General features: G+C 64.6%; 10 protein-coding genes and 1 pseudogene. 7 read left to right on the top strand and 4 right to left on the bottom strand.

The features are described 5' to 3' along the window. Window positions 1-12: 12 nt before the first annotated feature. Window positions 13-807, bottom strand: a complete 795-nt coding sequence (locus tag HAP54_RS37385) for an adenylate/guanylate cyclase domain-containing protein (protein ID WP_166295644.1) — start codon at window positions 805-807, stop codon at window positions 13-15. Between the two features lie 135 nt (window positions 808-942). After that, window positions 943-2,034 carry a carbon-nitrogen hydrolase family protein gene (locus tag HAP54_RS37390; RefSeq protein ID WP_166306768.1) on the bottom strand — a complete coding sequence of 364 codons (1,092 nt, stop codon included), beginning with the start codon at window positions 2,032-2,034 and terminating at the stop codon, window positions 943-945. 159 nt (window positions 2,035-2,193) lie between these two features. On the opposite strand from HAP54_RS37390, the gene HAP54_RS37395 reads away from it, so the two are divergent. From HAP54_RS37395 to HAP54_RS37405, 3 genes and pseudogenes are all read left to right on the top strand, one after another. Beyond that, window positions 2,194-3,114, top strand: a complete 921-nt coding sequence (locus HAP54_RS37395; protein WP_166295647.1) for a LysR family transcriptional regulator — start codon at window positions 2,194-2,196, stop codon at window positions 3,112-3,114. A gap of 108 nt (window positions 3,115-3,222) precedes the next feature. Then, window positions 3,223-3,513: a DUF485 domain-containing protein gene (locus HAP54_RS37400; RefSeq protein WP_166205061.1), complete on the top strand. Its 291-nt coding sequence runs from the start codon at window positions 3,223-3,225 to the stop codon at window positions 3,511-3,513. A 13-nt stretch (window positions 3,514-3,526) separates the two neighbouring features. After that, window positions 3,527-5,108, top strand: a pseudogene (locus HAP54_RS37405) (solute symporter family protein). A 725-nt stretch (window positions 5,109-5,833) separates the two neighbouring features. Here the strand turns inward: HAP54_RS37405 and glmU are convergent. After that, a complete protein-coding gene (gene glmU / locus HAP54_RS37410; RefSeq protein ID WP_166295650.1) occupies window positions 5,834-7,192 on the bottom strand; it encodes a bifunctional UDP-N-acetylglucosamine diphosphorylase/glucosamine-1-phosphate N-acetyltransferase GlmU in 1,359 nt (452 codons plus the stop codon). Between the two features lie 183 nt (window positions 7,193-7,375). On the opposite strand from glmU, the gene HAP54_RS37415 reads away from it, so the two are divergent. Together HAP54_RS37415 and HAP54_RS37420 are read left to right on the top strand one after the other, a co-directional pair. Beyond that, complete coding sequence (locus HAP54_RS37415) at window positions 7,376-8,779, top strand: hypothetical protein (RefSeq protein WP_166295653.1); 1,404 nt, start codon at window positions 7,376-7,378, stop codon at window positions 8,777-8,779. Window positions 8,780-8,874: 95 nt separating this feature from the next. Next, complete coding sequence (locus tag HAP54_RS37420) at window positions 8,875-9,255, top strand: hypothetical protein (protein WP_029081899.1); 381 nt, start codon at window positions 8,875-8,877, stop codon at window positions 9,253-9,255. On the opposite strand, the gene HAP54_RS37425 is transcribed toward HAP54_RS37420, so the two are convergent. Then, window positions 9,215-10,843, bottom strand: a complete 1,629-nt coding sequence (locus HAP54_RS37425; RefSeq protein WP_166295656.1) for a beta-(1-6) glucans synthase — start codon at window positions 10,841-10,843, stop codon at window positions 9,215-9,217. The genes HAP54_RS37420 and HAP54_RS37425 overlap by 41 nt on opposite strands. A 244-nt stretch (window positions 10,844-11,087) precedes the next feature. On the opposite strand from HAP54_RS37425, the gene HAP54_RS37430 reads away from it, so the two are divergent. Both HAP54_RS37430 and HAP54_RS37435 read left to right on the top strand, forming a co-directional pair. Continuing rightward, complete coding sequence (locus HAP54_RS37430; RefSeq protein ID WP_029081901.1) at window positions 11,088-11,699, top strand: hypothetical protein; 612 nt, start codon at window positions 11,088-11,090, stop codon at window positions 11,697-11,699. 193 nt (window positions 11,700-11,892) lie between these two features. After that, the gene (locus tag HAP54_RS37435; protein ID WP_166295659.1) at window positions 11,893-14,769 is read left to right on the top strand and encodes a glycosyltransferase; all 2,877 of its coding nucleotides are present in this window, start codon (window positions 11,893-11,895) and stop codon (window positions 14,767-14,769) included. The last annotated feature ends 153 nt before the right edge of the window (window positions 14,770-14,922 follow it).

Here is a 14,922-nt window from a genome sequence, read left to right on the forward strand (position 1 = left end):
CGCAGCGACAGCCTAATGTTCGACCCGGTAGAGCCGCCATCGCTCCGGCACGCCCTTGAGCTGGTGCGCGCCGCGATCCTTGAAGCGGATTCCCGACTCCGGCATCAGATCCTTGACCGCGCTCGAGACCAGCACTTCGCCGGCATGGGCTTTGGCGGCGACGCGCGCGCCGATGTGAAACGCGAGACCGATCACCTCCGCCCCGCTCACCTTGTATTCGCCCGCGTGCAGTCCGACCCTGATCTCCAGTCCCAGCGTGCGCACGGCGTCACGGATCGCGGTCGCGCAACGGATCCCGGCGGCCGGCGCGCCAAACGTCGCCAGCACGCCGTCTCCTGTCGTCACGACTTCCTTGCCGCGCAAGGCCTTCAGCTCCCGACGAACGGCGGCGTAATAGTGATTCATCACCTGCGCCCAACGTGAATCGCCGAGCCGCGCGGCCTTTTCGGTCGATCGGACGATATCGACAAAGAGGATCGTGGCGAGCGCCTGTTTGAGCTCCGGGCTTCGATCGGCGGTTCGCCGCCGGTTCGCAATATTTCCGGTCAGTGGCTCATAGCGATGGCTGCGCCGCCGCGCGATTGCGGCCTTTGTGTAGTCCTGGGCACGCTGCACCGCGCGGCAGCGAATGGTTTTTTCCTGCGGTGGAAACGTCCAGTAGACCTTGCGCCCGACTCCAGCGCCCTGAACCTCCACGGCGCCCCATTTCAGGAAGACCGTCGAACCAACCCGTCGAATGCACCATGCCTTTGACGTGTATCCGGAAACGTTCGACTGATGGACTCCGATGCGAAGGAATTTGGGCATGAGCGTCCGGCCGATCGAAAGAGCGCTGGGGTGCCAACCTGGGGTAAAGCGTAATCAACCATTCCCCTATTGGCAACAGCACCGGCATGCAGCTACCCAAGCCGCCTACGATCGCCCATTTCGTTCGAACCGCCGTCAGGAACCAAAGGTGCGACTGCGATTGAAGTTGCTCACATCGCGCCGCTGTCCGTTCGAACCAGCGTCAGCATCGACGGATAGAATTGCCTCGTCTTGCGCTTCCGCCATTGGCTGTTCTTCATCGCGAAATCGTGCCGGGGTCAGCCGGCTGCGGTCGACCGTCACGTCAAAGATGTCGAAGCGGTTGTAGTAACCGACCACGTCGTGAAACTGTTTCGGCTCGACGCAATGATTGAGATCGATCTCCGCGTAGGCGATCCCCTCCTGGTCCTGCAATTGATCGCCAAACACGTTGCCCGTCGGATCGACGAAGAAGCTCGCGGCACGTGGTGTCCGGTCGATCACGTCGGCGATATTTCGATCGCGTTCGATGAGGAAGGCACGCATCGGCTCATCCATATAGCCGGCGGTCACGATCCCGAAGACCTTGGCTTCGAAGCAGTGGGCGCTGGCCCGGATGCGGTTGGCGGCGACGTTGTCGAAATTGCCGCCGCCTGCCGGACGCCTTGTGGGCCACATCGGCGGCCAGCTCGAGATGTGCACCTGTTCGCCCTGCGCCATCAGCGCGAAGCGGGCCAATGGATTGGTGTTCTCGCCACAGATCAACCCGCCGATCCGGCCCTGCCGCGTCTCCGCGACCTTAAGGCCCGCACCATCCCCCGACGACCACACCAGCTTCTCATAGAAGGTCGGAACCAGCTTGCGGTGGTGGACCAGAATTTCACCGGTCTCCCCGATCAGCAGATTCGAGTTCCACAGCCCCCCGACGCTGACGGTTGAGCGTTCGCTGATGCCGATCGAGACGGTGACGCCGAGGGCGCGCGCCTCGGCGCAAAGCTGCGCCACTTCCGGTCCGTCCGCCAGCACGGATTGCTCCGCCATGCGCACGAACAGATCGTGATTGTCGATCGGAGGCCACAGCGCGGCCCAGACCGGAAAGGCGGGAATATAGGTTTCTGGAAACGCGATCAGCTCGGCGCCGGCCCTGGCCGCCTCGCGAATGATGGCGATCGCCTTTTCGGTGGTCGCCCGGCTGTCGAGGAAGACGGGCGCAGCGTGGACGGCAGCAGCCTTGAAACGAGGGAGCATATCGAAAATCCCGGCTAGGATGGGTGGGCGAAGCGCTATCATCCCTGCCTTCCCGGCGTGCATCGGAATTGTCGCAAGGTCGGTTGCGAAGGATCGGAGCCACCGGGTGTTGGAACGGGAATTGCTTTGCTGACAAGATCCGCAATCGGGAGGCAGGTCATGTTCGATACGATCAACTGGGACGATTTGCGGGTCTTTCTCTGCGCCGCCCGCGCCGGAAATTTGAGCCAGACAGCAAAGCGGCTGCGGCTGGACCATTCCACCGTCAGCCGGCGCATCGCCCAGATGGAGGCTTCCCTCGGGGTTGCGGTGTTCGAACGCCACCGCACCGGTCTCAAGCTCAACGAAATCGGCGAGCGGTTGCTGCGTCATGCCGAGCGGGTCGAGAGCGCGGTGATCGCCATTCGCGAGGAGGCCAGCGCCGGCGACACCCAGGAACTCGCCGGGAACGTGCGGCTCGCCACCATGGAGGGGATCGCCTCGCTCTACCTTGCGCAACGCTTTGCCAAGCTGCGTCGCACCACGCCGCAACTCGCCGTCGAACTCGTCACATCAGCCCAGACGGTCTACGTCCACAAGCGCGAGGCCGATCTGTTCGTGTCGTTCTTCCGGCCACCCGGTCCGGGCCTGATCTCGGAGCGCATCGGCAAGTTTCGGCTTGGGCTATTCGCGAGCCAGAGCTATCTCGACCATCACGGCACGCCGGCAAGCCTTCGCGACCTCGGGGATCATTGGTTCGTCTCCTACATCGAGGACCTGGTCCAGGTCGATTCGGTGCGCTGGCTCGCCGACGTCATCGAAGAGCCGAAGATCGCCTTCCACTCCAACAGCATGATCGCGCAGATGAACGCTGCGGCGGGCGGCCTCGGCATCGTGATGCTGCCGAGCTTTGCCACAAACGACCGGCCCGACCTCATACCCGTGCTGCCCGCCCTCGCCGGCACCGTTCGGGAGGTGTGGCTCAATGTCCATAGTGACCTGCAATTTGCCCCGCGCATCCGCGCCGTCCGCGCGTTTCTGAAAAATACCCTGAAGCAGGACCCCGACATGCAGGTCACCCTGGCCGATGCCGTGCCGTAGCCGCGCACGGCAGATTGCAAAAATCCATAATTCCCTTCCGTCGGAGCCCGGCTGAAGCTCCTCCGATTGGCGCCAGGCAGGGCGCGCTGAAGTTTTGAGGGGCCAAATATGAAGGTGGTTACGTCAGGCAATGTCGATCCGGCGTCGAGCGTCGGCGCCTTGGCCAAGAAGCGGTTAACGGTCGCGCTCGTTCTCAGCGTCGCGATGATGGTGATCTATTTCGGCTTCATGGGGCTTTTCGCGTTCGACAAGCCGCTTCTCGGCACCATCCTGATGCCCGGCCTGACGCTCTGCATTGTGCTCGGCCCGCTCGTCATCATCTCGTCCTTCGCGCTCTGCCTGGTCTACGTGCTGTGGGCGAACCGGGTGTTCGACGCCGGCATCCGCAACCTTCGCTAAAGGGGCAGAAAAAATGGGCAGCAGCGCGCTTTCTATCGGATTCTTCTTCGCCTTCATGGCATTGACGCTGGCGATCACCTATTGGGCCGCACGGCGCACGCGCACCACCGAGCACTTCTTTGCCGCCGGTGGTCAGGTCACGCCGTGGCAGAACGGCTGGGCACTCGCGGGAGACTTCCTGAGCGCCGCCGCCTTGCTCGGAATTGCCGGCATCGTCACCTCAAACGGCTTCGACGGCATGATCTATTCGATCGGGTGGCTGGTCGGCTGGCCGATCATTCTGTTCCTGATCGTCGAACCGTTGCGCAATGTCGGCCGCTTCACCTTCGCCGACGTCGTGGCCTATCGCCTGCGTCAGCGCCCGGTGCGCCTCGCCGGCGCCGTCGGTACACTCGCCGTCATCCTGTTCTACCTGATCGCCCAAATGGTCGCGACGGGATCGCTGATCAAGCTGCTGTTCGGCCTGCCCTACACCTGGTCGGTCGTCATCGTCGGCAGCGTGATGCTGGTCTATGTGCTGTTTGGCGGGATGTTGGCGACCACCTGGGTGCAGGTGGTCAAGGCTGCGTTGCTGATGGGCGGCGGCATCCTGCTCGCCTTCCTCGTCTTGACCCATTTCGACATGAACCCGCTGAAGCTGTTCGCCGCGGCGTCCGAGAAATACGGCACCAAGGTTCTGCAGCCGGGATCGAAGGTGATCTCCGGCCAATGGGATGCCATCTCGCTCGGGCTCGGCCTGATGTTCGGGACCGCCGCGATGCCGCATGTGCTGATGCGGGCCTATACGGTGAAGTTCCAAGGCCGCGCGGCTGTCGATCCTCTATGCCACCGGCCTGATCGGCGTATTTCATCTCATGGTCTTCATCATCGGCTTCGGCGCCATGGTGCTGGTCGGCCCCGAGGCCGTAGCAAAGGCCGGAGGCGGCGGCAACATGGCAGCGCCCCTGCTAGCGCTCACCGTCGGCGGCAATGCGTTCTTCGGCTTCATCTGCGCGGTCGCCTTTGCGACGATGCTCGCCGTCGTCGCGGGGTTGACGCTGTCGGGCGTCGCAACGCTCTGCCACGACGTCTGGACCAATGTGATCCGGGACGGCACCGCTTCGGAGGCCGAGCAGCTCAAGGTCGCGCGCGTCGCGACCGTGATGATTTCCATCCTCGCCATCATTCTTGGCGTCGCGTTCGAAGGCCAGAACGTCGCCTTCATGGCGGGGCTTGCGTTCTCGATCGCCTGCGCCGCGAATTTCCCCTCGCTCGTGCTCGCCATCACCTGGCGCCGCTTCACGACGACTGCAGCCGTGGCCAGCATCCTCGTCGGCACGCTGAGCTCCCTGGTGCTGATCTATCTGTCGCCCACCATCCAGGTCGACATTCTCGGCAAACCGCTGGCCGCGATCCAGCATGAATGGTGGTTCGTGTCGCTGCGCAATCCTGCGATTATCAGCATGCCGCTATCGTTTGCGGTTGCGATCCTGCTCTCGCTGGTCACGCGGGAGAAGAACGCAAATCTCGCTTTTGACGAGATGCAGCGGCGCATCCTGTTCGGACCGGTCCAGCCGAACACCGACGCGCCGCGCCAGGCGAAGAGTGCCGCCTGAACCGCGTCGGCCGGCCGACGATACGATCGCGTTCTTGGTGGCGCCCCCTAGCGCTGAGTTGCCCGACGGCGCAAGCCCCCGCAGCAAAAAATATTTCGCTTTATCAGAAGTGCAACTCAGTGTTATAGATCTGCCCGTCTCACCCGATCGAGGGGCGCTTCGCGGTCGTCACGAACGCGGTGTGGGATGCGATGGACGCCGAGCGTGTGACTGACGAGAGCACGCGAAGCGGACGGTGAAGTCGTGTGGTCCTGACGCCCTAGTGGCCGGTGTCCCCTTGTAAGACGCAATTGCGCCTTGCGAAGGCGGTGACAAACAAGCCCAGTCTCGCCGGGGAGAGCACGAAGTAAGCCGTAAAACCATCGCGCAGGGAAAGCCGGATTGCTCCGGTTACACCTGTGGTCCTACCCCCGAGCTTTCTACCTTTGCTCGGGGCCCATGGGTGCGATCGGCACCCGGCTTTCCCTGCGCCCTCTGTTCAAGAGAGGGCGGAATGAAGAGCAAAGCTCGGGCAAATCATGTCGCGAGAATGCGAAGATGCGTCCCAACCCAAACTGTCATCGCCCGGCTCGACCGGGCGATCCAGTACGCCGCGGCCTTTCGGCTCAAGCATGGACGTCTCTGGAATACTGGATCACCCGCATGCGCGGGTGATGACATCCCGGGTTGGGATACGCAGGGACGGCATCTCTTCGCACAGACGGGCTCGTGATGACGCGACTGCCTCACTTCCCCTTCGCAGCCTTCGCCTTCATCTTGGCCTGGCGATAGCGCGCGGCGCCGCCTTCGCGGATGGATTGTTCACTACGCTCAATCGACATCGCGTCGTCGGGGACGTCTTTGGTGATGACCGAGCCCGAGCCGATATAGGCGCCCTTGCCGATCGTCACAGGCGCGACCAGCGACGTATTGGTGCCGACGAACGCGCCCTCGCCGATCAGCGTCTTGTGCTTGAGGAAGCCGTCATAATTGCAGGTGATGGTGCCGGCGCCGAGGTTGGAATTGGCGCCGACATGGGCGTCGCCGACATAGGAGAGATGGTTGACCTTGACGCCGGCCTCCAGCGTCGCGGCCTTGGTCTCGACGAAATTGCCGATCCGCGCGCCGTCGCCGAGCGAGGTGCCGGGCCGCAGCCGCGCATAGGGACCGACTGATACCTTCTTGCCAATGCTGGCCTCGACGATGTGCGAGAAGGAATGGATCACGGCGCCGTCGTCGATCGAAACGCCGGGGCCGATCACCACGAACGGCTCGATCGTGACGTCGTTGCCGAATTTGGTGTCGGCCGCGAGATAGACCGTCTCCGGCGCGATCAGGGTCACGCCGGCCTCGAGCGCCTGCTTGCGCAGCCGCGCCTGCATCACGGCCTCGGCCTCCGCGAGCTGGGCCTTGGTGTTGATGCCGCGCACTTCGTCTTCGCTGGTTTCGATCACGACGGCCTCCAGTCCCAGTTCCCTGACAATGCCGACGGCATCGGTCAGATAATATTCGCCCTTGGCGTTGGCGTTGCCGATCTTCTCGATGATGGCGAGCGCGCTCTTGCCGCCGAACGCCATCACGCCGGCATTGCACAGCGTAATCTTGCGCTCCTCAGGGCTGGCGTCGGCCTGCTCGCGGATCGCGGCCAGCCTGCCGTTCTCGACCACCAGCCGGCCGTAACCGGTCGGGTCGGCGGCACGGAAGCCGAGCACCGCGAGATCAGCACCGTCGCGCAGCGGCGCGCGCATCCGCGCAAAGGTCTCGGCCGAGATCAGCGGCGTGTCGCCGAACGCGACAAGCAGGTCGTCGGCGCCGCGGGCGATCGCCTCGCGCGCCGCCAGAACTGCATGCGCGGTGCCGAGCCGTTCGCGCTGCACGAAGGTCTGCGCATCGGGACGCACCCGGCGCACCTCGGCGGCGACTGCCTCGTGGTCCGGGCCGATCACGACCGCAAGCTGCGATCCTTCGCCGGCGGCGGCGGCATTGAGCACATGCGACAGCAGCGCCTGCCCGGCCACCGGGTGCAGCACCTTCGGCAGCGACGAGCGCATCCGCGTGCCCTCACCGGCCGCAAGCACCACAGTCAGGCTGGTTCGCGCAGTCATTCGCAATCCTCGATCTCCCGCGCAGTTCGCTGCGCAAAGCTTACTTTGAGGCCGTCTTTAATTGTTTTCCCCGGCAGAAGAAACCGTTTCGCCGCCGCCGCCGCTCAGAATCAAGTTCCTGGTCCATTTCCTGTTAATCTTTACCTCGTGATTCGGCGGGCCTTGAGGAGGGCCAAGCGGGCTTTGGCCAAAGATCGCGACAATCTGGCGGCGGATTTCGACACCGAGAGCACCACCGGCTTTTTAGCCGAGGAGGAAGCTTTCGATCGCCGCATGCTATGGCGACTCGGCTCGTGGGGCGTCGCCGCGGTCGGCGCCGTGATCGTCTCCGTAATGGCCAACCAGTCGGCGCTGACGCTGAAGCGCGACCAGGTCGCAGCGTCGGACATTGCACGCCAGGCCCAGCAATTGCAGACGCTGGCGAAAGAGAGCCACAACGAGACGCGCCGGCTGGCGTCCGCGATCGATACGCTGAGCGGCGACCGCGACCGGCTTTATTCACGCATCACCAGCCTGGAACAGGGCCTCGACTCCGTGACCGGCACGATCGCCAAGCAGGCCACGGCACCGGCGCCGTCGAGCTCTGCAGCGGCGGCCCCCACGCAACCCGCTCCCGCCAATTCAGCGCCCGCCGTTCCGGCGCCCGTGCCGGCCGTCGCCCCGGTCGCAACCACGCCGCCAGCCGCGCCGGACAAGTCGGCGATATCAGGCAAGACGGCTGCTTCAACCGACAGCAAGCCGGCTGGACCGGTCGAGAAGCCAGTTGCTGCGGTCGAGAAGCCCGCGGTAGCCGACAAGAAACCTGCTCCCGCGACCAAGCCGCAGGCCGTGTCCGAGAAGCCGCCGGCCGCGGAGAATTCGCAGCCGGCCTCTTCGCAACCGGGCTCCGGCTTTGCAGCATCGATTGCGAGCCCGATGACGGCGGCCGCGGCTGCCAGCGCCGAGGATGCAAAAGCGGTTGCGTCTGTGCCCCCGGCCACGCCGGTCGCGGACAAGCCGCTCGTGGCATCACTTGAGCCAGCGGCGAAAAAGGCCACCGAGGCCGGCAAGCCGCCGACCGCCAACGACGTGACCGCAGCACCGATGCCGCCGCTGGTCATCACCCCCGATCCAGACTCCGACGTCGACGACGATGCCGGCGCGCCGAAGGCGCAGATCCAGCGCACCGATTTCGGCGTCGATCTCGGCACCGCGAATTCAGTCAACGGGCTACGCGCGCTGTGGCGCGGTCTGTTGAAGTCCAAGGCCAACGCGCCGCTGGCCGCGCTGCGGCCGATCATCGTGATCAAGGAAGGCAGCAACGGGCTCGGCATGCAGCTGCGCCTGGTGGCCGGACCGCTGAACGACGCCGGCACCGCCGCCAAGATTTGCGCGGGCCTCAGCCTGATCCAGCGGACCTGCGAGACGGCGATCTATGACGGCCAGCGGCTCGCCCTGAACGAGCCGCCGGCCGGCAGCAAGCCTGTCCCGGCGCATCGGCGGATGGCGCCGAAGCGCACCGCTGCACCACCCCCGCAGCCTGTGGCCGAGGACAAGAAGCCGGAGCCGACGACGATTTCCTCGATGTTCCGGCGGAACAGCCAATAATCATGTCCGGCAAGGGATTACGGCCAAATTCTCAACCGATTTCGCTGCTCTGACCGAGCCTTGTCCCAGAACCTTTTCCCGACCATAGTGCCGCGATGACAAAACCTCCGTTCCGCCTCTCGCCCTATCAGGTCCAGTTCCTGCTGGTCATCGGCTTCCTCACCGTCGGTTACGCACTGTATGTGCGCTATCTGGCGATCGAATTCTCGCCCGTTGCGCTGGCCTGCGACGCCGGCACGCAGAACATGCTCTGCAAGGCGCGCGCGCTCTCGACCGTGCTGTTCAAGAATTCGGTGTTCGGCATCACCGCGCTGGTGATCGCGGTGCTGAACCTGACGCGGCCGTCGATCGTGCTGCTGACTGTCGGGCTGATCGCCGCCGGGCTCGGCATCGTGCTCTACAATGTCGTGCTGTCGGGGCTCGCGATCGGACTGTTTATCCTGGGTTTTGCGCGGCCCGCGCCCGCCACAGCGTAGCCGCCAGCAGCAGATACATCACACAGGTCCAGTCCGACTGCCAGTTGATGGTGCCCTCGTTGATGAACATGTAGCCGGCTGCGATCGCCAACAGGCCGGCGAACACGGATTCGGCGATCGGCCGGACGCCCTCCTTCGGGCGATTGAGCATGGTCAGCAGCGCGAACGGCACCACGGCCATGGTCAGCGAAGCATACGGGAAATCGCGATAGCGCGGATCGAAAGTGAAACCGAGCGCGGTCTCGGCCGCGATCACGGTGGTCACCGCCAGCACGATCGCCAGCAACGCGCCGATCGCGCCCTTGCCGCGATAGTCGCGCGGCCCGACCAATTCCAGGAAGGTCGGCAGCGAGCGCCCGGCGATCAGCGCATGCGCCGTCAGCAAGGGCGAGGCGATCGCGGCCGCGAGCAGCACGCCCCAATGCAGCCAGCCGCCGGCGCCGTAGCTCTCATAATACATCTTGTCGCCGGCGATCCCGAGCAGCGTCCCCGCCGTCGTCGCCGAAATGGCGACCGCGAACCAGGCCGATGGCCGCGGCGTCCAGGGCCTACGGCGCAGCGTCAGCCAGGCCACAAAGAAGGTGGCGACGGACAGCGCCATGCCACCCGCCATCTGCAGCTTCCAGGCGGGATAGTTGCTGATCGCAACGCCCGGCGGATACTTCACCTGCCGCTTGATCGAATCGAACAGGCCCCAATAGCCGCCGACGGTGCCCTCGAGCCTGCGCTTCCAGGGCTGGTCATAGGCCTCGATCAAATTGACCCGAAACCCCTCGCGCTTGGCGAGATCGAGGATCTCGGACACCACCCGCGCCTGGTTGGTGCGCGACGGCAAGGCGCCCTCCCGCATCCGCCCCGTGCTCGGCCAGCCGGTCTCGCCGATCAGGATCTCCTTGCCCGGGAACGTCACCGCCATCCGCTTGCGGATGTCGTCGACATGGGCTGCGGCGTATTTGGCCTTGATCGGGATGTCCTCCCAATACGGCAGGATGTGAATCGTGACGAAATCGACCGCCTCATAGATCTCGCGATTCTTCAGCCAGTATTCCCAGACGTCGGCATAGGTGACAGGGACATTGCCCGCTGCCGCCTTCACCGCGCGGATGTTGCCGGCGAGATCGGCGGCCGTCATCTCGCCGCGCAGCAGCACTTCGTTGCCGACGATCAGCGCGCTGACGACGCCCGGATATTCCTTGGACAGCCGCACCGCGATCGCGATCTGCTGCAGGTTCTTGAAGCGATTGCTGCCGAGCCAGATGCCCTGCATCACCTTCAGCCCGACCTTGGCCGCAACGCCGGGGACCTGGTCTAGGCCGTTCTCGATCGAATAGGTGCGCACGCAATCGGTGACCTTGGCGAGATCGGCGAGGTCCTGCTCGATCTGCTCGACCGGAATTTGCGTGGTCGGATCCAGCGGCGTCTGGGCGCCGCGGAACGGCGTGTAGGACACGCATTGCAGCTTCGCGGCAGGATCGATCGGCGCGCGCGCGAGCGTGATCGGCGTGGCGAGCCACCACCACACGGCTGCAATCACGGCGAGCGAGATCAGGAGAAGCGCCAGCGGCGTACGAAGCGAAATCGGTTCCATCCTCCGGGGGACCGTCGAATTAGCCGGTCACAGCCCATCTGCCAAGAGTAGGATTAGGTCAATACCATGGTTGTCCTGCGACAGTTTTGCGCTGGTGCGATAAAGTTGTGAGTTTGCTGGACAAAATACCAAATTCCAGTCATGGGATTCCGCCAGAGTCTCCGCCGCGCTGGAGCCCTATTTGGACGGCATCACGCGAGCCGTTAGGATGATCCCGCGGGGGCAGGAACGTATCGGGGAATGCATGCGTCGACGGCTGCTTGAGTTGAAGAACACTGCTTTGCGCCACCTTGCCGTAACGGGCCTTGTGGCAAGCCTTGCGCTCCTGACCGGAGCCGGCGGCGCTTTCGCCCAGTCAGGCACGCCAAACCCGCCGGATCAGGCCAAACAGCAGTCCGGAAATCCGGACGCCGCTGCCAATGCAGCGAAGGAAGCCAACCAGCGCAAGGTCGAGGAATTCGTCGAGGCCCAGCAGGCCATCAACGGTCCGGCCGGCAACCCGGAATGCGTCTGGCTCGGCCGCCGCGTGGTCCGTCTGATGTGGAACGACGACCTCGACACCGCCTTCCGCCATCTCGACCTCTATGACCGGTTCGGCTGCCCCGGCGGCCACGTCCAGGCTGCGTTCCGCTGCCTGACCCGGTTCGGCGCCCAGATCGACGACAAGGTGCGCGGCAGCCTCGACGGCCGGATCCACGCCTGCTGGATCAATCCGGGCGCCCAGCCGCAGGCCGCGGCTGCGGCCGCCGCGCCCACCCCGGCACCAGCGACCGCTGGCAACGCTGCGCCTGCGCCGGCCGCCTCGCCCTCGCCCGCGCCGACCCCGTCAGCGTCACCGGCGCCGGCATCGAAATAGCCGGATTCCGCGATCGGGTCCGGCCGCGATTTTTTTCGCGGCTGGAACGGCTTGCGCCCTTAAAACGCCATCGCGGCACACCAGTTGTTAAATCGGATGGCGGAGATATCTTTGCCTCCGCCGCCGTGTTGGTCGAACCCAGGGGACGGGTTCGCTTCGTCCTCACTCTCAGGCCCCGTATGGTTTAACCGCGATGCGCGCCGTCGTCGCCGTCCTGTTGCTTGTCACCGCCGCCCACGCCGCCCTGTGGGGTCTCTTCCAGGAGAAGCAGTCGGCGCCCGATTTCCGTGGCACGCTGCCGAGCCTGTCCTACGCCCCGTTCGAGCCAGGCCACACTGTCGCGGATGTCGCCGCCGACACCGAGAAGGTGCGCACCGACCTGAGAAAGCTCTCCACGCTCACAAAGGCGGTCCGTCTCTATTCGTCGACTGAAGGCAATGAGTTGGTGCCGCCGGTCGCCGCCGAGTTCGGCATGAAGGTCACGGTCGGCGCGTGGATCGACAAGGACGCCAACCGCAACAGCCGCGAGCTGTTCAGTGCGATCAATCTCGCCAAGCGCAACAGCAATGTCATCGGCATCGTCGTCGGCAACGAAACTGTGTTCCGCGGCGAGCAGGTCCCGATCGAGAACCTCGGACCATTGCCCAAGGCGGACGACCCGAGCCCTGACGAGGCCGAGCGCTATCGCGAGGATTTTGCTCGCTTCCTTCGCGACGACGCCCCGCGCATTCAGCGCGAGGAGGACGCACGCCTCCACGATGTGGAAGCCCAGCCCGAGGACAAGCGCGCCGAGGCGAAGCAATGGGCAATTGCTGAGAACAACGTGCACCGGCTGATCAGGGTGATCCAGGCGGTCAAGAAATCGGTCAACGTTCCCGTCACGACCGGTGAAATCTGGAACATCTGGCGCGACCATCCGCAGCTCGCCAATTCGTCCGACTTCATCGCCGCGCACGTGCTGCCCTACTGGGAAAACTTCACCGACAAGCAGGCGGTGGACCAGGCGGTCGATCGCTACAACCTGTTGCGTGATTCATTCCCCGGCAAGCGCATCCTGATCGCCGAATTCGGCTGGCCGAGCCAGGGCTACAATCTGCGCAGCGCCGAGCCCGGTCCATTCCAGCAGGCCACCGTACTGCGCAACTTCGTCGCGCGGGCCGAAGCCATCGGCATGGACTACAACATCGTCGAAGCCATCGATCAGCCCTGGAAATTCAACGAAGGCGGCGTCGGTCCGTACTGGGGCATCCTCAACGCCGACCGCGAGGCGAAGTTTTCCTGGACCGGCCCGGTCACCGATCTGAACTACTGGAAGATCGCGCTGGTCGCCGTCCTTGTCGGGCTGTTCATGTCGCTGCCGATCCTGCGGCTGGACCAGCCGACCGTGATGCAGGCGCTGCTGCTGTCGGCCGCTGCCAACGGTGTCGGCGCGTGGGTTGCGACCGTGTTCTCTTACTGGACCACGCACTACTTCGTCTGGGGCTCGGCCTTTGCGCTCAGCCTTGGCCTGGTGCTGCTGGTTCCGCTGGTCTTGATCGCGATGGCGCGAATCGAGGAGATCGCTGCGGTGGCATTCGGTCGCGGCCCGCGCCGGTTGATCGGCAAAAGCGAGCCGCTCGCGCCCGCCACGGTCGGTGAGAGCGTGACGTTCCCGAAAGTCTCGATCCACATCCCGGCCTATTTCGAACCGGTCGAGATGCTGAAGCAGACGCTCGATGCGGTGTCGCGGCTCGACTATCCGAATTTCGAGTGCGTCTGCATCATCAACAACACGCCCGATCCCGACTTCTGGCGGCCGATCCAGGATCACTGCCGGCTGCTCGGCGAGCGCTTCAAGTTCATCAATGCCGAGAAGGTGCAGGGCTTCAAGGCCGGCGCGCTGCGCATCGCGATGGAGCGGACTGCCGTTGATGCCGAGATCATCGGCATCATTGATGCCGACTACGTCGTGCATCCGGACTGGCTGAAGGATCTCGTGCCGGCCTTCGCCGATCCGCGCGTCGGCCTGGTGCAGGCGCCGCAGGAGCATCGCGACGGCGACCGCTCGCTGATGCACTACATCATGAACGGCGAATATGCCGGCTTCTTCGACATCGGCATGGTCCAGCGCAACGAGTTCAACGCCATCATCGTGCACGGCACGATGTGCCTGATCCGCCGCGCCGCGATGGACAAGGCCGGCGGCTGGTCCAGCGACACGATCTGCGAGGACACCGATCTCGGCCTCTCGATCCAGCAGCAGGGCTGGCTCACGCACTACACCAATGTGCGCTACGGCGAAGGCCTGCTGCCCGACACCTACGAGGCCTTCAAGAAGCAGCGCCACCGCTGGGCCTATGGCGGCTTCCAGATCGTCAAGAAGCACTGGCGGCGCTTCCTGCCCGGCGCCAGCCGGCTGACGCCCGACCAGCGCCGCGAATTCTCGCTCGGCTGGCTCAACTGGCTCGGCGCCGAGAGCCTCGGCGTGGTGGTCGCGATCCTCAATCTGATCTGGGTGCCGATCGTCGCTTTCGCCGACATCGCGATCCCCGACAAGATCCTGACCTTGCCGATCATCGCCTCCTTCATCGTCTCGCTGGTGCATTTTGTCGCGCTCTACCGGCTGCGGGTGAACATCAAGGCCGCCCAGATGCTGGGCGCCATGATCGCGGCGATGAGCGTGCAGTGGACGGTGTCGCGCGCGGTGGCGCAGGGCCTGATCACCGAGCATCTCGCCTTCGCCCGCACCTCCAAGGGCGGCCTGTCTCGGATGTCGATCGAGTTCCAGGCATTCTGGGAAGCCGTGATCGGCGTGCTGCTCTTGGTCGGCGCCATCGTGCTTGTCGTCACCAACGGCTACAAGCAGGTGCGCGAGATCTACATCTTCGCCGGCGTGCTGGTGCTGCAAAGCCTGCCGTTCCTTGCCGCGGTTTCCATCGCGATCCTGGAGAATTCGCGGATCAACGAGTTCTCGTTCTGGCGCAACAGCGCGATCCGGACGGCGGAACTGATCGGGTTGCGCCCGGTCAGCCTGCCCTCGGTCGCCGCCCCGTCGCAGCCGGTCGGATCGGAAATCCGCCACGACGGCTGAGCCGACTTCAAGAAACGGCCCTAACCACAGGTGGGGGAACAGCAAATCCGGCGGATCGATGCACAATTGACCGCCCCTCGGCTATTGACCCGATGGGCCCTGCCCCCTACACAGCGCGGGCTGGAGCAAGATCCCAAGTGCGGGCTAACCTGC

It is taken from the genome of Bradyrhizobium sp. 2S1 (assembly GCF_011516625.5).
In the GTDB taxonomy this organism is placed as follows: Bacteria; Pseudomonadota; Alphaproteobacteria; order Rhizobiales; family Xanthobacteraceae; genus Bradyrhizobium; species Bradyrhizobium septentrionale.